The organism is Falsiroseomonas ponticola (genome assembly GCF_016805305.1).
GTDB lineage: Bacteria > Pseudomonadota > Alphaproteobacteria > Acetobacterales > Acetobacteraceae > Falsiroseomonas > Falsiroseomonas ponticola.
In genome coordinates this window covers 1,469,638-1,488,430 of record NZ_JAERQN010000001.1, presented here as the reverse complement: position 1 = coordinate 1,488,430, position 18,793 = coordinate 1,469,638, and the positions used below count along the sequence as shown (strand labels likewise).

Genomic DNA, 18,793 nt, shown 5'->3' with positions numbered 1-18,793 from the left:
CTTCGCCTGTCGAGCGAGACCCCGCCCATGGCCTCCGACTTGAGGAAGTTCGTCAATCCCAAGTTCCTGCGCACCGTGAGCCTGGAGCTCTTCCGCGAGTTGTTCGAGCGCGAGGCGCATGGCGCCGACCCGTCCGATTCGACCATCTTTGACCTGCCGGAGCCGGAGGCGCGAGCCGCGCTGACGAAGCTGTTCGAGGGGCCCGAGGACGCGCTGCCGAGCGGGCTGGTGGCGGATCTCCACCACATCGCGGAGCTCGGCACCGAGGCTGGCATGGTGCTGCTGCAGGAACGCGCCGCGCGCCTGAAGGTCACCATTTCCGCCCCCGCCGACGACAGCACGGATGACGCGGTCCCGCTCGACCCGAAGCACTTTGCGCTGCTCGCGTACCTCCGGTACCCGAAGGTGTTCGACGCTGCGTCGGACCTCGCGGCGCTTCAGGCGCGGTCGTCCTTCGCGGAGTACGTCGGCCGCGATGAGAGCGTCGAGCCCGTCCTGGCCGGTCTGGCCAAGGACGCCTTCGAGGCCGCGGCCGGCGATATGTTCAAGCGCGATCATCGCGGTGCCCATTGCCGCGTCGGCTGGTACGAGGATGGCGATACGCTGCGCGCTGTGGTTACCCATGGGGCACCCGTCTCGGTCCTGCCGGTGGTGGGGCGCGGGGGCGAGGAGGTGATCCGTTTCCGGCGGCTCGAGTACGCGGTCCTCTCCTACCAGGTGAGCACCGGCCGGCTCGGCATCGCCGGGCTGCGCAAGGCGTTGCGCGCGGATCTGGCGGAGTTCTTCGCGCGCCACATCCTGCAGCGGCCCGGCTTCTTCGCCGGCGAGGATTGCCAGGACCTTTACACCCTGGAACGCATCGAGCGGACGGGCCTCGGCTTCGGTGTCGATCACGCCTTCGACCCCGGAATCCAGCGCGTCGAGATCATCGAGGTGCAGTTGGACATCCTAGTCGCAGCGCTCGGCATCCTCGCGATGCACTTCCACCTGGCACCACGCCGGCAAGCGGCGTGAGATACATTGAACCGATACCCTCAACTTCCCGTATCGTGATTGAAGAAGCGGTCAGCTACGAGGATCAATATGTCGGCACCGGCCCACCCACTTCCTTCCGCCTTACCGGGTATTGCAAGCCTGAGCCTGACGATAGATCGGATCAATTGCCGGGCAGACTTTGTCGACAAGAATGGACAGCCGCGCACGCTGAACTTCGACTTCGGACGGGACCATAACGGGCAGTGGCTCACGGTGACTGCAGATGATGGATCGGTTTGCAGCTTCACGCCCTGTCCAGCGCCGCATGCAGATCTGTGGTTCGCAAGCGGTCTGGTGGTGTGTACCCGCCGTAGTCGGATCGCCTCCCACATCTATGCGCTAGCCCGCGATCTACTCGGCCCAATGGGCGCTACGATCACGCCGTCTGGCAATCTGTTCCCCGACGGCGTCCATCTCTGGCATCGGCTGGATCCAAGCGTCCAGTTTGAGGAACAACCAGACATGCCTGGCTACTTCCGCCCCAAGTAGTGCGCGTTTGATAGCCGCCCTGCTGACGCCTCGGCGCAAGCAGTGAGACAAGCCAGTGCAGCGCGAAACGTCGGAATGACCGTTACAATTCGCGCTATGGCGGCGCGTAAATCGAGTTGGCTATGGTGGTGACAAGTCGAGAAGGTGCGTCGAGCACCGCGGCTCCCGCGCCACTCGCCAGATGATCAGTCACTGTGGCTCGCGAGCCGCAGGGTCCTTCCTGGGCCCGGCGTATGCGGGGGGGCGGAAGCGCGCAACATCGCTAGCGCCAGGTCATAAATCAGGGTTGCGGTTTGCGGCCTTTCTGCACGCCTTCAGATCATTAGCCGCAAACCGACGCCGCGCCGTGGCCCTGCAAACCACCTGCAAACCGGATGGCATCATGACGCTCCCCTGGATGGCGGCGAAGATCCTGCTGCGCCCGGTGGCGGAGCTGCGCGCGCACGCCGGCAATGCGCGCGTGCACGGCGCTGCGCAAATCGAGCAGATCAAGGCCAGCATGCTGGCCTTCGGGTTCACCACCCCGCTGCTGGTGGACGAGGAAGGCGTGCTCATCGCCGGCCATGGCCGGCTCGAGGCGGCGTCCGCGCTCGGCATTGCCAAAGTGCCGGTGATCGCGCTGCGGCACCTGTCCGCGGCGCAGAAGGAGGCGCTGCGCCTCGCCGACAACCGCATCGCGGAGAATGCGACCTGGGACCAGGTGCTGCTGCGCGATGCGCTGGCCGCGGTGCAGGCGGCGCAGGACATCGACCTCGGCGCGCTCGGCTTCGCGCGGCAGGAATGGGCCAAGCTGCGCGAACGCAACGAGGCGCTGGACTGCGCGGTGCTGGCGCGCGCGGCGCTCTGGCTGCTCGGCGCGGACCGCTACGGCGAGCACTTCTGGGCACGTCTGCGCGACGAGGCGGCCGACGCACCGCTGACCACAGCACCGCCCGTTGCGGTGCCGACTACCGCTTCGTCCGGCGCCGCGCCGGCTGACACCACGCGCCCACGCTCCTGGCTCGCCCCGCGCGGCGGCTGGCTGCGCTGACCGGAGTTCCCGATGTCCATGCTGCCCTATGACCAGGACTGGGGTGCCGTCCCGGTCGGCTTCCCGGCCGAGCTGCTCGACCCCTCCGGCCGCCTCAAGATCGGCCGCGGCCAGAACGTCTACGACGTCGACTTCGAGTATGGCCTGCAAACGCTGCGCTGGGAGAACTTCACCAGCGGCAGCGCCGCCATCGGCCACCGGCCGATCGAGGGCGGCGTGCGCATGGACGTCACCGCCTCCGGCGACGTCGCGATCCGCCAGTCCAAGCCCTACTTCCGCTACCAGCCCAGCAAGGGCCTCTACGCCTCCGCCGCGGTGCTGTTCGGCGCTCCGGCCGCCGGCATCACCCGCCGCGTCGGCATGTTCGACAGCGACAACGGGGTCTTCTTCGAGCAGGACAGCGCTGGGCTCTGGGCGGTGCGGCGGACCAACACCGGCAACGGCGTGGTCGACACCCGCGTCGCCCAGCGCGACTGGACGCTGGACGGGCTCGGCGGCACCGGGCGGTCCGGGCGGGTGATCGACCCGACCCGCATCCAGATGGCGGTGATCGACTATGCCTGGTACGGCGCCGGCCGCGCACGGCTCGGCTTCATCCTGTCGGGCAAGCTGGTCTGGTGCCACGCCTTCGACAGCGCCAACGTCGCGGGCCAGATCCTGCCCTGGTGCCGCACGGGCAATCTGCCCTGCCGCTACGAGATCCGCCGTGCCAGCGGCACGGGGCTGCAGTCCTTCTGGCACTGGGGCGTCTCGGTGGTGGTGGAGGGCGGCTTCGACGAGCAGCGCGGCTTCACTTTCCCGCACGCCAATCCCGCCCGCGTCGCCGTCACGACGCGCCGGCCCATCCTGGCCTCCCGCATCCGACCGCTCGGCGTCATCGAGACCAGCGGCACCGCGACGGCCGGCGCGGGAGGTTCGGTCACTGCCTCCGGCTGGACGGTCAACCAATGGCGCGGCCGATACGTGCTGCTGACGGGCGGCACCGGCGCCGGCCAGATGGCCCGGGTCACGACCAATACGACCACGGTGCTGACCGTGCTAGCGGGCTGCGGGGCCATCCTCGCCGGCGACCGCACCGGCCGGCTCCGCCTCTCGGATCCGCTGGCGCGCGACCCGGTGCCGCAGTTCGACATCCCCGCTGCGTGGATCCTCGAATGCCGCCCCGTCGCCCTGCCGGCCGCCTTCCAGCCGCCGCCGCGCGTCGTCGAGGTCGCCTGGGGGCGCAACTGGTCGCCGCTCTCTAACATGGCCGGCAGCGTGCCGGCCGCCGACCGCCAACGGCTCGAGGCGGCGCAGTCCGTCGCCCGGGCCGAGAGCACGCTGGTCACCAGCCGCGTCGCCCAGCAGCGCAGCCTGGCGCTGCCCGGCCTTTACGCGACCGAGGTCGCCGCGGCGGCGCGTGCGGCGCGCTGGCGGGACTGGATCGAGCGCGGGCCGCGGCTCGTGGCCGTCACCACCGACCGCTACCTCGGCCAGATCGAGATCGGCCAGATCGGGCGCATCGCATACCCGGCGTACGGCCTCGACGCCGGCCTCTCCGGCGTCGTCGTGGGCTGGCGTGAGGCGCTGGCCGGGCGGCGCGTCGAGATCATCCTCGCAGGATCCGACTGATGCCCGGCGCCTTCCTCCACGACGAGCGCGTCCGCGACGCCGTCGCGCTCACCGCGCTGACGCCGACCGCCGCCAGCATGCCCGCGGCCAACCTCCGCGACCCGCAGCCGCGGCTGCGCGGGCGCTTCACGGGCGGGGCGGCGTCCATCCTGGTCGATTTCGGCACCGCGACGCCGGTCGAGGCGGTGGCGCTGGTCTCCACCAACCTCAGCGCTACCGCCACCGCGCGCTGGCGGCTCGGGACGCTGGAGGCGCTCGTCGAGGCGACGCCGCTCGTCGGCCTCGACTTCCTCGCCGCCACGCCCTCCGCCATGACCGGCTGGTCCGGCACGCGGGGCGGCGCCGGCACCGGCGAAGCGACGGTCTTCAACGCGGTCGGCGACCTCTCCATCGCCGCCGGCTCGGAATGGCGCATCGCGCACGACCCGGCGACGCTCGCCCGCCTTGGCCTGCTGGTCGAGCCGGCGCGCACCAACGGGGTGCGGAACCCGCGGGCCGAGGGAGCGGTAATCGGCAGCCCCGGCACGGCACCGACGAACTGGGCCATCGGTGGCGCCAACGGGATCGCCGCGCAGATCGCGGGCACCGGCACCGAGAACGGCATGCCTTACGTCGCCGTGCGCTTCACCGGGACCGTGCCCTCCGGCACCGGCAGCGGCTACGTCTGGTTCGAGGACTCCTCGGCGATCGCCGGCGCCAACGGGAACACCTTCGCCCATTCCTACTTCGCCAAGCTGGAAGCCGTCGCGGCCGGCGGCATCGCCACGCATCAGGCCTGGATCGCCGAGCTGACCAGCACCGCGACCGTCGTCCGCCAGGGCTTCGAGAACCAGACCGTCCCGGGTACCGGGCGGCTGGCTGCGCAGCGAGCCGTGCAGGTGATGACGCTGTCGGGCGGCGCCACCGTCGCGCGGATCCGGCCCTTCGCGGCCTTCAACTTCAACGCCGGCACCCACGACGTCACCGTCCGCCTCGCGCTGCCGCAGGTCGAGCTCGGCGCCTTCCCGACCATGCCCATCCTGCCCGCCGCGGGGACACCGGCGGCGGCGACGCGGGCTGTCGACGGCGGCTCGCTCACCGTGGTGGTCTCGGGTGCCGCTACGCTGCACGTCGAGCAGCAGACCGCCGCCACGGTGGCCACGGGCTTCGTCGGGCATGTCAGCCTCGACAACGGCAGCAACGTCGACTCCGTCCAGGTGCGCGTCACCGGCGCCAGCGCGACCAGCGTCAGCCTGACCCACCGCGTCGTCCGCTCCAACGCAGTCCAGTTCCAGGCGGCGGTGACGCGCTCCAACGGCGTCGTCACGCGCGGGACGATCGCCGCCGCCACGAACGACGCCGCCGCGGCCGAGAACGGCACGCTCCTCGGGTCCTCCGCCGCCGTCGCCATGCCGCCGCTGAACCGGCTCAACATCACCGCAGGAGAGCGGCAGGTCTTCTACCGGGCCATCCGCATCTACGCCGCGCGGCTCACCAACGGGCAGGCCGTGGCCCTGTCCGGCACAGGCTCCTCGATCGACGCGGCCGGCATCGCCCACGACACCGGCGCGGTGCCGGCGAGCACCGGGGATGAGGCCAACGGCAACGTCGTCGTGCTGCGGAGCGGCGCCGCGACCGCGCGCTACCTGCTGGTCGACGTCGCCGACGCGTCGCTGCCGGCGCTCGATATCGGCATCCTCGCCGCGGGGCCGCTCTGGCGGCTCGGGCGGGGGATGGCCTACGGCGTGCGCGAGGGCCGCGTCGTGCTCGACCAGCGCGACCGCAACCCGCTCACCGGCGCCGAGTTCGTCGTGCCCGCGCTGGCGAACCCGCGCTTCGCAGCCTTCGCGCTGCCGGCGCTGTCGCGCACCGAAGCGACGGACGCGCACCGGGACCTCGTGCGGCGGCTCGGCGCCGCGCGCGACGCGCTCTGGATCCCGGAGACCGGCGATGCGCGGGCGGAGCTCAATCGGCGCTCGATCTGGGGCGCGGTGAACCAGCCCGGTGAAGAGGCCGCCGCCGCGCGAGGCAGCTTCCCGCTGCTGAACCGGGCTTTCCGGATCGTCGAACGGCTGTAGGGACCAGGGGACCAGACGATGAGCGAGGACGACGTGGCGACGAAGCTCGCCGTGCACGAGGCGGTCTGCGCCGAGCGCTGGAAGCAGGCCAACGACCGGCTCGGACGCATCGAGGTCGTGCTCGCCGCGATCGTCCTGCTGCTGCTGGTCGGCGAGGGCAGCGTCATCGCGGTGCTGCGAAGGATGCTGGGCGGATGACAAACCGCTTCAGCTTATTATCAAACAGGCATCTCCCTCTTGCTACGCGCGATGACCTTTGGGTTCCCGAGATCCGTGCGGATCCGCCATCAAATGGCTGGCAGACCCTCGGTCAGCCGCCTACCAAAAGCATGAATGACCTCGCCGCCTGAGGCGATAATGCCATCACGCCGGAGGCGCCGCTGCCGACTTCCGACGACTTTTGTAACAGCCGCTTGCTGTAGGCAATCTGCCGTGAAAATCTATTCGCGCTGGCGTTAGAAGCGTCAGCTCATCCAACCGAGGGGTCGAAATGTCAGGATCGAACAAGAGAAAGAATCCACCAAACATGAGTCCCAATGTAGAAATTCCGGATAATTATACTCGCAAAGAGGTGGCCGGATCAGTTGAGCAGGCTGCAAATAATTTGCCCGAATCCAAGGAAGATGCCCACGCAAAGAGAGTAACTAGTCGAGTTCCTACCACCACCCCCGACGTGTAGGGCGGCAGGCTTTGCGAGAGAGCCACGTGTCCGTCGATGGACACGTGGCCGACATCCGGCCGCAGGGCGACGCGGCCGCCAGACGGACGGAGCTCCTTAGATGCTACGCCCGGCATTTGGCAGTGCGGATTTGCCGTGAAGCGTTGCGGATCCAGCGCCCATGCGTTGCAGATGAATTCGTACGACGAGGCCAATGGCAACGTCGTCCTGCTGCGGAGCAGCGCGGCGACGGCGCGCTACCTGATGGTCTGCGTCGCCGACGCCTCCCTGCCCGCTATCGACATCGGCATCCTCGCTGCGTGGCCGCTCTGGCGGCTCACACGCGGCATCGCCTACGGCGTGCGCGTGGGCCGCGTCGTGCTCGACCAGCGCGATCGCAACCCGCTCACCGGCGCCGAGTTCGTCGTGCCCGCGCTGGCCAACCCGCGTTTCGCAGCCTTCACACTGCCGGCGCTGTCGCGCGCCGAGGCGACGGACGCGCACCGCGATTTGGTGCGACGCCTGGGCGCGGCGCGCGACGCGCTCTGGATCCCGGAGACTGGTGACCCGCGGGCTGAGACGAACCGGCGCGCGATCTGGGGCGCGGTGAACCAGCCGGGCGAGGAGGCCGCCGCCGCGCGTGGCAGCTTCCAGCTGCTGAACCGCGCCTTCCGGATCGTCGAGCGGCTGTAGGGAACAGGGGGCGAGACGATGAGCGAGGACGACGTGGCGACAAAGCTCGCCGTGCACGAGGCTGTCTGCGCCGAGCGGTGGAAGCAGGCCAACGAGCGGCTCGGGCGCATCGAGGTCGTGCTCGCGGCCATCGTGCTCCTGCTGCTCGTCGGCGAGGGCAGCGTCATTGCTGTACTCCGCCGGATGCTAGGTGGGTGACGACGGACGAGTTCCTGTGCCCCTTGCGAGCGGCGGGTCGCTCCTGAACACTATGCGCCGAGACCTTAATCCAGAAGCCCGCTCTCCCGCGCAAACGTCAGCGCGGTCAGAAGTCGATCTCTCGTCGGAATTGGCTTGGCTCCACGCCCGACCCCAGGTGCGACTGTCCAGCCTGCCTCCTACAACACGACCCTCGGCCGCATGAGCGTCTTCCCACGGCCACGCGCCGACGGACTCGAAGAATGACAAGCTCAGGGAATAGGTCGTGAAAAGCACCCGTCGCCACGGATGTGCATACATTCTTTCCGGCACTTCCCTTTCAAGAAGGACGGTACAGGTTGGCGAGGCGCTCGCCCATGCAGGCCGAAGCTTGCGCCACCGTGAGAACGCGGCCTACGGCCGCCGGTGTTCATTTCTACACCGCACAACTAGCAGGCTGCTGAAAAGCCTGGTCCGCGTGCCGGATCGAGTTCCGTTCTCGCCCTGATCGGTCGTGTGGGACGGCGACGGCGTGGTCGGCCCGGGGCGTGTTCCCACTGCCAGAGATCGTGCGGGCGCTTTTCGAGCGTCACGTCGCTTCGTCTAGCAGCTTCGGCAGGCGGACGAGGTTGTAGGCGGCCATGGCCAGGGTGACCTGCCTGTCGATCTTGGGCAGGCCGCGGTGGCGGGCCTTGCGCAGCCCGGCCACCGTCTTGGCCCAGCCGAAGGCTTTCTCGATCCGCTTCCTGATCCGCTGGCTGACCGCGTAGCCAGCGTGGCGGGTGGTGCGGCCATCGATGGCAGAGCGTGGCCGGCTGATGTTCTGCGCCAGGTGTAGGGCGACGTTGATCTCGCGGAGTTCGGCGACGAAGTCGTGCGCGTAGAAGCCCTTTCCGGCGCCGAGCGTGACCTTGCTCGGCCGGTCGGCATGGGGCTCAATCAAGTGCAGCGCGGCCAGCCGCTCGGCATGGCCCGAGGCGCGGGTCGCCACGGCGCCGACGATCAGGCCGTTCCTGTTCTCCATCAGCGCATGCCCCATGAAGCAGAGCTTGGCCTCCTTGCCCGGGCCCTTGCGGAACAGCAGGGCGTCGGGATCGGTCGTCGAGGCATGCGTCTCGTTGTTGCGCTTCTGGCCACGGAAGTCCTGCTCGCCATTGCGCCCCGTGTCGGGTGGCGGGCCGGAGCCGTCCTTGGGCCGGAAGCTCTTGGTGCTGGCCCAGGCCTCCAGCAGCGTGCCATCCGCCGAGAAATGCTCAATCGAGAGCAGGCCACGCACCTTCGGCTGCGCCAGCACGGTGGCGAGGAAGCGCGCGGCAACCTCGCCATCCAGCAGGCGGTCGCGGTTCTTGGTGAAGGTCGTGGCGTCCCAGACCGGGTCGTCCACGCCGAGCCCGACGAACCACCGGAACAGCAGGTCGAAGTCGATCCGCTCGACCAGCTGGCACTCCGAGCGGATCGAATAGAAGGCCTGCAACAACAGCGCCTACAGCAGCCGCTCGGGCGGGATCGAATCCCGGCCCGTTGGCGGGTAGAGCACGTCGAACTCGGCCGAAATCTCGGTCAGCGCCGCGTTGACGATGGTGCGGATCAGCCGCAGCGGGTGGTCAGGCCGGATCGGTTGCTCGAGAACGACGTAGCCGAACAGCGAGCCCCGCGCATCGTCCTTGCCCCGCATCCCGACCTCGTCCCCCCGTCTCACTGAAGCCAGCGAATCATGATCCAGGACCAATCGCGAGAGGGGGGAATTTCAGCAGCCTGCTAGAGATCTGAAGGTGCATTGCGCGGCGTCGGCTGGCACTATACCGCGCCTGGCAAGCCGGTGCAGAACACCCCCTGAGTAAGCCGGATCGGGCGCCTCCGCACGAGTGCCTCAGCGAGCACGTGTTCGACAGGCTCTCCGATACGCAGCGCTTCTTCAGCCAGTGGCCGGCCGGACCACAACGCCACCCTCGCTCACACGAACCTGCGTGGTCTCACGCCAAGCGAGTTTGCCAGGCAGTCCGTTAGGAAGCACACCCAGAAAGGACCCCCGGCAAGACCAGCGGCGAGAAAAGTGATTCTATGTTTACACAGCCCATCGGATTGCGCAATCATCTCAATGGGAAACTCTAGAAGGAGGAATTTTTTCATGAGTTCCGGGTCCAAGAAGGTTGCCGTGTCAGGCACGGCCGCGGGCACTTCTGCACTGACGTCTGTGTCGGGCGCGCTGCCCATTTCGGGTGTCATCAGCATAGCTGCGCCGCGTGCTGACAGCGCCGTGGTTAGCATTCGAGTGCCCCTGAAGGACGTTGCGGACGTCATCGCCTCCGCTGTTGGTGCTGGGCGGTCGGCGGTAATCGCACTCAACGGCAGTGGCAAGCGAGTAATATCCGCTCTGACGTCGTTGACGTCTGCTGAAGGTTCCATCTCTGCTCGCATTTCGTTTACGCCGGGCAAGCCATCGACTTAAGCTGGCCTATTCGAATGGAAGCATCCGGCCTGCCCCGTTGGGCCGCAGCAGCTGTTGATCTGCTACGGTGGCTTGCGCGCGACAATGCGAGGCTTGCTGCTGCACCTCAAATCCATCTCGACATACCGTCGATAGATGAGTTGCGCCGTCGCGGCATAGATAGCCTTTATTACTGGACTCTTTCCGGTTCGGGACAGAGTTTTGTTTCTGAATCGCAAAGAGCGGAGATCCCACTCCAACGAGTTTACGACCGCGTTGCGGCGGCTCAGGCAGAGGAACTGGTGCGAATCAACGGGGCGCTTGCGGAGGCCGGCATTTCCTTCGCGGTCTTCAAAGGCGCGGCGCTGTCCAGACGCGTGCGCGACGGAGCGGCTGTCGGTATGGCGGCCGACCTCGACATCCTTCTGCCACGCAGTCTCGTGGAGGAAGCGAAATGCGCGCTCTACGCTCTAGGATATCGGCAGATGATCTTCGACCGGCAGGCGCGAATGCTCATACGTCGAGACGTGCAAGAAATTGCTGCGCTCGAAGCGCAGCACTATGAGTTGGTCGCTTTCAATCGACAGGTCGATTTTGCGCTCACGGACGCGGAGCGACAGGCTGCGTCTGATTTTTGTAAGATGCCGCTCTGGGTGTTTGCCGACGCTGCCGCTTTGGTGCTCGAGGTTGACTTGCACCATGGGATTGCGTCTGACGTCGATTGCGAAGCCCTACTTGCTAGACGCGTCGTCCGACAGGGTCTCCCGACGCTTTGTGACGCCGATCATCTATGGTTTGGCCTTGCGCGCTATTACAACGAGGTCGCAATCCACGGCAAACGTAGCTTGCGTGATCTAGCGTATCTCGCGCCTCTCGTGCGGTTTGGAGAGGTCGACTGGGGTGTGTTCGCGCAGCAAACGAACGATACGATGACCCATGCGCCAGTCTCTCATCTTCTTGGCTTTCTGAACGCGCTGTCGGGCGACAGCGTGCCCAGCGAGGTTTTTGCGGCGATAAAGCCAACGGACGACAACCGCTTCCGGGATTGGGGAAGTTTGCTTCCGCAACTCTTTGGCATGCAGGACAAAGTGCCTGCTGCCATTGCTGAACGGTTGGAAGCTCGATGAGCGACGCCGCGTTAGCCACGGGCGCCAGCTTTCTCGGAAAGGGCGACTTCGTTTACCGTGGACATTTTGTTCCAATCTTTCACTCTGGCAGCGGCGCGACGCTCACCGACGCTAACGGTCGCCGGTATCTAGACGCCGAAGCAGCGAATGGGGCGGCTGCATTTGGATATGACCAGACGATTTTGGCCGAAGCATGTGCAATCCTAGGCGAACTGCCGCTTCTGCCATCGTTTTGCGAATCTGCACTTCGCCTGGATTATGCCGAGCAGATCGCGAATTGGATAGAGGCGCAGACGGGAGTGCGGGGCCGCGTCGCATTTGATCTTGGCGGGGCACAAGGCATTGAACTTGCAGTAAAAATTGCTGCATTTAACCGGGTTGGCGGAGAGCGTATTGTGACGTTCGAAGGCGCCTACCACGGTCGCTCACCCTTCACTAGCCAGCTAAGCTCTAGCGATCGATACCGGCGTTGGATTGGCTCATTCCTGCCTGTGACGCGATTGCCTCTTCCCGACTGCGTCAGATGTCGGTTCGGTAGAAGGCCCGAGGTATGCAATGTCGAATGTGGCACCTATGCTGCATCTTTGTTCCGCGAAGATTTTGCAGGGCTCGTTAGTAGGGGCGATCTCACCCGACTCATCGCATTCGTGTTTGAGCCGATGCTCAACGTTGGGGGGATGGCTGTTCCCGACCAAAGATACCTCGCCGGTGTAATTAGTGAACTTCGGCAAGCTGGGGTCCTTATTATCGCTGATGAAGTGTTCACTGGCCTGTATCGGCTTGGCACCGCGCTAGGAGTTCAGCGCTACGAAATTGTTCCCGATATAATCGTTCTTTCGAAGGCGCTGACCAACGGGATGGCGCCTTTCAGCTGCGTATGGGCGCGTGAGCCGCTGCTTGACCCGCAAAATTTCCCGCCGGGCTCACATTCGATTACTTTTGCTAACAATCCTTTAAGCTTCGCCTTGGCAAGGGTCGTGTTGGGCCGGTTTCTCGACACGGATACAGTTGAGCACAAGGTCAAGACCGTATGTTCTTTCCTCAATAGGCTTGGAGCAAGTATCGCAACCAGATTTCCGCTGGTAATCGACGCGGGGGTAGTCGGCGCGGTGTTACGCTTGCGACTTCGTGCTCCCTTGGCCGAGCGGTTGCGCGAGGTGGCTAAGCAAGCAGGGGCGGATAATCCCGTCGCCGGCTACTACGGTCTCCTTGTAGCCAGCACCGGCATGACGAACGACGTTCTCGCGCTGCATCCTCCGCTGACGCTAACCGATAGCGACATGGAGGTGATCGAGGGACTGCTTAACCAGACCTTTGAGAGCGTTTCCTTGGAGTCGTCGGTTCCATGAGCCCACGTCCAATCCATGCTCCGTGCGGGCGCCCAATGGGCATTGTCTTTTTTGCTAGTGGCGGTCCAGGGAATTTCGCCGCAGCACTAGCATTCTGTGATAGTTCGCCGCTTCTCGCCGCCTTGCACCTACTAGTTGCGGACCGTGTGGAAACGCCTGCAGCCCAGCTCGCCCGCCAACGCGGCATTTCTGTCATCGAGCATGATTTTGAAGCGATCTGTGGTTCTTGGCATAACGCGAAGGGAAACCCCTTGGCACAAGCAGCTTATCGAAGGCGGGCGCGTGATTTCCACGACGCGATTGAGGTTGAGATTGCAGCCTTTTCGCGGGAAAGCGGGCGTCCGCTTGACCTCGCAGTTCTTGCTTATCGACGCATTATCGAGGGCACGCTGCTCGAACGCTTTCACCACCGCATGATCAATCAGCATCCGGCGGATCTCGCCGTGTGCAGAAATGGGCAGAGGGCCTATGTCGGAATCGGCGGGCTGCGTAGATCGATTGAGCAGAACGAGCCTTTCACCCGCACGAGCACGATCTTGGTGACTGCTGGCGTCGATGCCGGACCGATCCTCTGCCGCGGCCCCAGTGTGCGGGTACGGCGCGGCGAGGACGGGTGCGCTGTCGATATCAAGGCACATGAGCTGATCCAGAAAGAGGTGAGCGACTGGCCGTCTTTGACTTTCGCTCTGAAGGGCATTGCCGAAGGAAGATTCTCTCTCAGCGACACCGAACATAACTCTAGCGGTAATCCGCAGCTGAACTACGACGGTGTTCCGCTCGGCCCCGGCGGCGTCGACCTCGACTTGCTTGTGCATTGAAGCGATCTGTCAAAACTGAGCAAGGCTCTTAAAATGGTGGGAGATTTTGAGTACGCCGATCCACATTGTCACGGGATAGGTCCGATCGACTTTTCCGAAGTCGGCAGCTACGACCTGGACACGGTTGAATTGTTGCTTAGAGCAGAGCGTAGTGCATGTATCGCTACGGTCTTTTTGCGTCGCGAGTTAATTGACGCCTTCTCCTCAATGCTCTCGATGTTTTATTTGGGTCGTCAGGAAGGTCGTTACCGTAATTTGCTCGGCTTCGCCTTGGAGGGACCTCTGCTTGCTGGGCGCGGCGGTACACCTCCGCTCGGCTTCTGGCGGCCAGATCGAGCCGAATGGCGAAGGATCGCAAATCTCGGCCAAAAAGGGCTTCGCTACGTTGTGCTAGCTCCCGATGCCGCGACTAGTCACGATGAGCCGTCGCCACACTGGGTGGCAGCCCTTCTGCTTGATCACGGGCTATCGCCAGCGCTAGGGCATTTTGATCCGCGTCATCCCGCACGAACGGTCACCACGATCGACGCAGTCGTCATTGAACGAGACGTGGCAGGGCCTCACGCGCCACCGATCCTCACGGACCATCTGTTCAACGACATGCCGCGCCTGATCCGCCACGCCTGGCGCACAGCCGCCGAGAAAGCCCGTCGAGACGCTGAAGTAGAAGCTCTTGATATTGAGCGCTGGGCACTCCAGGACCTCGATCGGCAGATTGGGCTGGTGCCGGCCGCACTCATTCGCCACGGCGCGGAAGGTAACATCCGTAACTTCATTAACTTCGATGGAGATCATCTCGATATCCTGATAGCTCGACGAGCATTGGAGTTGATTGGTGAGGACGGTGTGCTTGCCATGACAGACCGGCTCGACTCTACCGTGCTTTGCGGCCACCGGTTGCACCGAGTACCGGACAACTCACTACTTTACCAGGATATGGGGGTCGTCAGTGCCGGCACGAGCACCATTGCGCGGCAGGCAAGTAACTTGCGCCGTGTCGGGGTTGACAACGACGCGATACGCAAGATTACGCTCGGGAACGCGCTTGATGTCTTCTGCTGAGGTGATGCCGTTGTTTCCAGACCAGTCGCGGACGCTGGATCTGCCAGTGGACTTCACCCAAAACCCTTTGAAGGCGGAGTTGTACGCCCGCGAAGTTCATTATCGCGAAGCGTGGAACGCCTTCTGTGAAGTGTTCGGTGAAGCGGCAGCACAGCGCGCCACTTCTCTTACGTTCATGATCTTCAAGCCTGATGCGGTGATTGCACGCAAGCTCCATGCCGGGCTTGATGCAATCGCGCGTTATGGCTTCCAGGTCGTTCAGTTTAAGACGTTCCGCTTCGACCGGCTCAGTATGCGCGAGCTGTGGCGATATGAACTGAACATCGCTACCTCACAGCGGCTAAGGGCAATAGATCGCTTGCTCCCGTCATCTGATTCACTTTTGCTGTTGCTCAGGCAAACACAGGGCGGCACACCTGCGGCTGACATGCTAACCGCGCTGAAGGGACCTGCCGATATGGTTTTGCGGCGCCCGGATCATTTGCGTTCGCAGCTTGGTGCCTACAGTAACATGATCAACTTTGTGCACACACCTGACGAAACAGCGGACGTCGTCCGCGAATTAGGTGTTCTGTTTTCTCTAGGGGAGCTTAAGGCCCTTCTGCAGAAGGATCAGGCCATTTTCGGCCTTGAAGCGCAGATTGAGGCGCTCTACCGCGCCACTCCCTTCCGTGATCCACATCCGAACGCCTGTCTCGACAGGCTCGAGTCCTCAGTGCAGGCAGCCGGCGAGGCACCAGCAGCGAAAGAGGGTCTTAAGGAGATCGGTAGGGCGCGCCAAGCGGGCGTATGTCACTGGGAGGTATTCTTCGAGGAAAGCTCCGGTGCGGATCGATGGGATGCGGTACTCGCTGCTGGTCACTTCACAGCAAGTAACATCGTAGGCCTAACACGGATCTTGAAATAGGGAGCGGTGAATCGTTGGCACAACGCGTGCAGGATTGGGTGGCCGGCACCGCCGATCCCTACAATTGGCGGCCGACGGACTATGCGCGTACGCTGTGCCGGCTGATGCGCGATCCAGTGGCGCCGAGCGGCGCGCTGCGCCCCGGGCGCAACCTGCTGCGCCTGTCGGCCTGGCCAGGGGCGGAGGTCACGCTCGAGGGTTTGCCGGAGACGGCGCGCGATTGCTCCTCCATCGTCGTTCCGGCCCGATGAGGAGGAACGCCATGCCCAATACGATGCCGATGCTGGCCGCCGCGCTGCTCGCGGCGGGTCTGGCCGGATGCACGGCCGCGCAGCCGCCCGCCGCGCAACGGGCCTCGCCCGCGGCGGCCGCGCCGGCCCCCGCCGCGCTGCCACCACCCCAGGCGGCACAGCCCTCCGCCGCGGCGGAGGGCGCGCGGCAGGAACTGGCGCGACTGATCCGCAGCGATCCCAACCAGGGCTGCAACCCGCAGCCGGTAATAGACCTTCAGGGTTACGAGGGCCGTCCCGTTCGGCGCTGCGTGCGCAGCAGGGGTGGGCTGACCGGCGTTACTTACCTGCTCAATCCGTCGCGCGAGAACATGGCCGCCCGCATCGCCGACGCGTGCGCCAAGGCCGGCAAGGCGGATAGCGTGGCCTGCGGCCGCTGGCTCGCGCAGCAGGTCGCGACAGCCGGCGGCGGCCAGTTCCCTGTCGCGGGGGTCGTGATCGAGACGCGCGCCGAGGCCGGCCTGTCCGGCCCGCCCGACGAGCCGCTTTATTTCGAGTTCCGCCACGGCGTAACGGTGCGTAGCACTGAGCGGCTCAACGCTACGGGCGCGCCCGTTCCGATCGAGCGGCAGGAGGCCGCGGCGCGCGCGCCGCTGGTCGCGGCGATGACCTATGCCCGGCTGGCCAGCGCGACGCGCGACGACTACCGGCGGGCAGGCGGAAATGAGGCGGTCGGCCGCGACGCGGGCGACGACGCCGGCGTGCGCTGGCCGGTCGTGGTGCGGGAGAACGAGTTGCGCGCGCAGGACACCGGCGTGGACGAGTTGATGCGCGGCATGGCGCGGCGGCCCAGCCTGCGTTTCTGAACCGCGCCTGGCTCAGGCCGCGTCCGCGGCTGCCGACCGGGCGGTAGGCGCAACACGAGACAGCCGCGCATCGCATCGGTACCGAAGCCGCCCCAGCCCCAGCTCGCGCACCGGAAGGAGACGGAGCCTGCGAGACAATTGTCACTAGCGCCAGAGAAGGTTGGACTCCGGTTGCCACCGCTGCTCCAGTCGGACTTCCCGCAAACCCTCTCCACCGCTGTGCAGACCGCGCGGAAGCGCCTGTCTGGCCAGGGTTCTTGCACGAGGGTTGATGGGGCCAGGCCGCGGCGACCGGCCCGGATGGCTCTCCGGACCCTGAGGATAGCCTGCTTCACCCCAGAAGCCTCACGGCCCTGATGCGCCTTGGCTTTGCTGCGCCGACCCACACCGGAAGCCCGCGGTTTCCACCGCTACCCGGTCGCGACACCGCATCTTCCCGCACGCCGGACGCCGGCGGCACCGTCCCGAAAGGACACCAGCAGCATGGCCAAGCTCCCTCCCCTCCCCGCCGCCGGGCGTGCTCCCCGGGGCGGCAACAACGCCACCGCGGGCAAGGCCAACCCGAAGGACGCCCGCGCCGGATCGAAGAACAGCGGCGACCTCAAGCAGGGCGGCGTGAACAAGGCCATGCAGGCGAGCCGGAAGCACGGGGATCGCTGAGCCGGCGCGCTCCACCGTACTCTCGATTCTGATCCCAGCCGCTCCGGGGGCCTGCCCGGGCATCGTCGGCACTGCGACCATGGTGCCGATGTCGGCGCGGGCTGGCCTGTTCACGGCGCTGCCCTGTGCCGTTGCAGCGGGTTGCGGGCGGTGACAGCCATCGCCTCCACCCGCTCCTCGCAGACCCGGGCCATTTGCCGGCTGGCGTGGATCCCAAGGCTGTCGCCATAGCGCAGCAGCGCCGCCAGCATGCCGGGATGATAGGGTGGCTGTCCCTGCCCGCCCCGGGGGTGGCGACAGCCACGCCTGATCCCCATCCCGGGGTCAGACGCTCCCGCGCATCACCGCCCGAGAAGCGGACCCGACCCGCCCCGGCTCGCGGTCTCTCGGCCAGGCTCCTAGGGCCGGTGGGTCCGTCCATCCGGAGCGTGCGGATGATCCGGGTCGAAGGCATGGGTCGAGCGCTCGGCGGGCGGCGGCAGCGGATAGGAGCCAGCCGGGTACAGCGCCGCATGCAGGCCGGTATAGCCACTGGCGAAGATCGCCAGCGCCACGGCGAGCGCCAGCGGGACGCCGAGCAGCGGCTGGCGGATCGCCTCCTGCCACCGGGCCAGCGGCGTCGGTTCACGGTCCTGCTCGGCCACCACGGCGACGAGGATGGCCATGATGAGTCCGTGGCCGATCAGGTCGATGCGGCCGAAGGGGAAGACCGCCGTGGTGAAGGTCACCAGCAAGGCCACCCCGGACAGGCGGCGCACCAGCGGTGTCCATATCAGCCCGAAGCCGAGCGTGAATTCGGCCACGCCCGCCATGGGAATGAAGGCGTCGCGCGGCAGCCCGAGGGTCAGGAAGGGCTTCTCCTGCGCGAGGGGATAGAACCAGTCGGGATAGGCGAACTTCTCCATGCTGGACCACATCAGCGCCATGGCGAGCCCCCATCGCAGGACTTCGAACCGATGGGCACGCCACAATTCGCGCCGCGAGGCGGCGAGCACGAGGTAGGCGGCGGTGGCAAGCCCGAGGGCCAGGTAGTCGAGCAGGTGGTAGATCCCGTAGTCGCGCACCGCCAGCGCCCAGAGCCCGATGATCCCGGCGGCGGAAAGCGGCATCGTGCGGCGTGAGAAGATGCCCGCGGCGATCAGCAGCTGGACCCAGGACACCCATTCATGCGGCGTCTTCAGATCCGGCGTGAGGTAGATCCCGCCGACGGCGAAGATCGCGACGAAGAAGGCCGCGATGATGGCGCGCACATAGTCGTCGAGCCGCCGCCAGAGCGGTGTCGTGACGCGGTCCAGCGCATCGAGGATCGTCACGCCGTACCGGCTGGTCTCGACAAGTCGCGTGGCCAGGAAGCAGGCCAGCACGAGGGCGATGCCGATCCAGAACCAGGCATCCGCCAGCGTCGCCAGCACCGGCCGCTGCGGCGCGGCGACGATGTAGGGGGCGAACCATTTGACATGCGCCTCCGCCGCCGTCGTCCAGGCCAGCCCGGCGGCAGCGAAGCCGGCAGCCATCAAGGGCATGGGGAAGGCCCCGGGTCGTCTCATGTGGATCACTCCCTTCGGCGCCACTCGTCGCGGGCGTGGCGCATCAGCC

The 18,793-nt window shown here is 66.0% G+C and carries 16 protein-coding genes and 2 pseudogenes; 15 read left to right on the top strand and 3 right to left on the bottom strand.

Annotated features, from left to right (window positions below; all coding sequences use genetic code 11):
* Window positions 1-27: 27 nt before the first annotated feature.
* The 7 genes from JJI54_RS07145 (at window position 28) to JJI54_RS07115 (ending at window position 7,771) form a co-directional block, all read left to right on the top strand.
* On the top strand, window positions 28-1,014 hold the full coding sequence (locus tag JJI54_RS07145; RefSeq protein WP_203072162.1) for a hypothetical protein: 987 nt from the start codon (window positions 28-30) through the stop codon (window positions 1,012-1,014).
* Window positions 1,015-1,906: 892 nt separating this feature from the next.
* Entirely contained in the window at window positions 1,907-2,554 is a 648-nt protein-coding gene (locus JJI54_RS31905; RefSeq protein WP_226381405.1) for a ParB/Srx family N-terminal domain-containing protein, read from the top strand.
* Window positions 2,555-2,566: 12 nt separating this feature from the next.
* On the top strand, window positions 2,567-4,165 hold the full coding sequence (locus tag JJI54_RS07135; RefSeq protein WP_203072161.1) for a hypothetical protein: 1,599 nt from the start codon (window positions 2,567-2,569) through the stop codon (window positions 4,163-4,165).
* Window positions 4,165-6,222, top strand: a complete 2,058-nt coding sequence (locus JJI54_RS07130; RefSeq protein ID WP_203072159.1) for a hypothetical protein — start codon at window positions 4,165-4,167, stop codon at window positions 6,220-6,222. The genes JJI54_RS07135 and JJI54_RS07130 overlap by 1 nt, the downstream gene beginning before the upstream one ends.
* An 18-nt stretch (window positions 6,223-6,240) precedes the next feature.
* Complete coding sequence (locus JJI54_RS07125; protein WP_203072158.1) at window positions 6,241-6,420, top strand: hypothetical protein; 180 nt, start codon at window positions 6,241-6,243, stop codon at window positions 6,418-6,420.
* Window positions 6,421-7,072: 652 nt separating this feature from the next.
* A complete protein-coding gene (locus tag JJI54_RS07120) occupies window positions 7,073-7,573 on the top strand; it encodes a hypothetical protein (RefSeq protein ID WP_203072157.1) in 501 nt (166 codons plus the stop codon).
* A gap of 18 nt (window positions 7,574-7,591) precedes the next feature.
* Window positions 7,592-7,771: a hypothetical protein gene (locus tag JJI54_RS07115; protein ID WP_203072155.1), complete on the top strand. Its 180-nt coding sequence runs from the start codon at window positions 7,592-7,594 to the stop codon at window positions 7,769-7,771.
* Window positions 7,772-8,339: 568 nt separating this feature from the next.
* Here JJI54_RS07115 and JJI54_RS07110 read toward each other — a convergent pair.
* Window positions 8,340-9,425 (bottom strand): annotated as a pseudogene (locus JJI54_RS07110) (IS5 family transposase).
* A 788-nt stretch (window positions 9,426-10,213) separates the two neighbouring features.
* Between JJI54_RS07110 and JJI54_RS07105 the strand changes: the two are divergent.
* From JJI54_RS07105 to JJI54_RS07070, 8 genes are all read left to right on the top strand, one after another.
* Entirely contained in the window at window positions 10,214-11,305 is a 1,092-nt protein-coding gene (locus JJI54_RS07105; protein WP_203072154.1) for a nucleotidyltransferase family protein, read from the top strand.
* Window positions 11,302-12,654 (top strand): aminotransferase class III-fold pyridoxal phosphate-dependent enzyme, encoded by a 1,353-nt coding sequence (locus JJI54_RS07100; RefSeq protein ID WP_203072153.1) that lies wholly within the window; start codon window positions 11,302-11,304, stop codon window positions 12,652-12,654. Before JJI54_RS07105 ends, JJI54_RS07100 begins: the two co-directional genes overlap by 4 nt.
* 35 nt (window positions 12,655-12,689) lie before the next feature.
* A complete protein-coding gene (locus JJI54_RS07095; RefSeq protein WP_203072151.1) occupies window positions 12,690-13,472 on the top strand; it encodes a formyltransferase family protein in 783 nt (260 codons plus the stop codon).
* A 33-nt stretch (window positions 13,473-13,505) separates the two neighbouring features.
* Entirely contained in the window at window positions 13,506-14,534 is a 1,029-nt protein-coding gene (locus JJI54_RS07090; RefSeq protein WP_203072150.1) for an amidohydrolase family protein, read from the top strand.
* Complete coding sequence (locus JJI54_RS07085; protein ID WP_203072149.1) at window positions 14,521-15,441, top strand: nucleoside-diphosphate kinase; 921 nt, start codon at window positions 14,521-14,523, stop codon at window positions 15,439-15,441. Before JJI54_RS07090 ends, JJI54_RS07085 begins: the two co-directional genes overlap by 14 nt.
* 14 nt (window positions 15,442-15,455) lie before the next feature.
* A complete protein-coding gene (locus JJI54_RS07080; protein ID WP_203072148.1) occupies window positions 15,456-15,692 on the top strand; it encodes a hypothetical protein in 237 nt (78 codons plus the stop codon).
* Between the two features lie 11 nt (window positions 15,693-15,703).
* Entirely contained in the window at window positions 15,704-16,537 is an 834-nt protein-coding gene (locus tag JJI54_RS07075) for a hypothetical protein (RefSeq protein ID WP_203072146.1), read from the top strand.
* Between the two features lie 483 nt (window positions 16,538-17,020).
* Window positions 17,021-17,197 carry a hypothetical protein gene (locus JJI54_RS07070; RefSeq protein WP_203072144.1) on the top strand — a complete coding sequence of 59 codons (177 nt, stop codon included), beginning with the start codon at window positions 17,021-17,023 and terminating at the stop codon, window positions 17,195-17,197.
* Between the two features lie 140 nt (window positions 17,198-17,337).
* Here the strand turns inward: JJI54_RS07070 and JJI54_RS07065 are convergent.
* Window positions 17,338-17,475: pseudogene (locus tag JJI54_RS07065) on the bottom strand (transposase); the annotation flags it as partial.
* A 120-nt stretch (window positions 17,476-17,595) separates the two neighbouring features.
* Entirely contained in the window at window positions 17,596-18,744 is a 1,149-nt protein-coding gene (locus tag JJI54_RS07060) for a hypothetical protein (protein WP_203072141.1), read from the bottom strand.
* Window positions 18,745-18,793: the final 49 nt, after the last annotated feature.

Coding starts and splice junctions, on each gene's coding strand:
- JJI54_RS07115 (WP_203072155.1), top strand. CDS start 7,592: ATGAGCGAGGACGACGTGGCGACAAAGCTCGCCGTGCACGAGGCTGTC.
- JJI54_RS07075 (WP_203072146.1), top strand. CDS start 15,704: ATGCCCAATACGATGCCGATGCTGGCCGCCGCGCTGCTCGCGGCGGGT.
- JJI54_RS07125 (WP_203072158.1), top strand. CDS start 6,241: ATGAGCGAGGACGACGTGGCGACGAAGCTCGCCGTGCACGAGGCGGTC.
- JJI54_RS31905 (WP_226381405.1), top strand. CDS start 1,907: ATGACGCTCCCCTGGATGGCGGCGAAGATCCTGCTGCGCCCGGTGGCG.
- JJI54_RS07060 (WP_203072141.1), bottom strand. CDS start 18,744: ATGAGACGACCCGGGGCCTTCCCCATGCCCTTGATGGCTGCCGGCTTC.
- JJI54_RS07095 (WP_203072151.1), top strand. CDS start 12,690: ATGGGCATTGTCTTTTTTGCTAGTGGCGGTCCAGGGAATTTCGCCGCA.
- JJI54_RS07090 (WP_203072150.1), top strand. CDS start 13,506: ATGGTGGGAGATTTTGAGTACGCCGATCCACATTGTCACGGGATAGGT.
- JJI54_RS07145 (WP_203072162.1), top strand. CDS start 28: ATGGCCTCCGACTTGAGGAAGTTCGTCAATCCCAAGTTCCTGCGCACC.
- JJI54_RS07135 (WP_203072161.1), top strand. CDS start 2,567: ATGTCCATGCTGCCCTATGACCAGGACTGGGGTGCCGTCCCGGTCGGC.
- JJI54_RS07120 (WP_203072157.1), top strand. CDS start 7,073: ATGAATTCGTACGACGAGGCCAATGGCAACGTCGTCCTGCTGCGGAGC.
- JJI54_RS07085 (WP_203072149.1), top strand. CDS start 14,521: ATGTCTTCTGCTGAGGTGATGCCGTTGTTTCCAGACCAGTCGCGGACG.
- JJI54_RS07105 (WP_203072154.1), top strand. CDS start 10,214: ATGGAAGCATCCGGCCTGCCCCGTTGGGCCGCAGCAGCTGTTGATCTG.
- JJI54_RS07070 (WP_203072144.1), top strand. CDS start 17,021: ATGGCCAAGCTCCCTCCCCTCCCCGCCGCCGGGCGTGCTCCCCGGGGC.
- JJI54_RS07100 (WP_203072153.1), top strand. CDS start 11,302: ATGAGCGACGCCGCGTTAGCCACGGGCGCCAGCTTTCTCGGAAAGGGC.
- JJI54_RS07130 (WP_203072159.1), top strand. CDS start 4,165: ATGCCCGGCGCCTTCCTCCACGACGAGCGCGTCCGCGACGCCGTCGCG.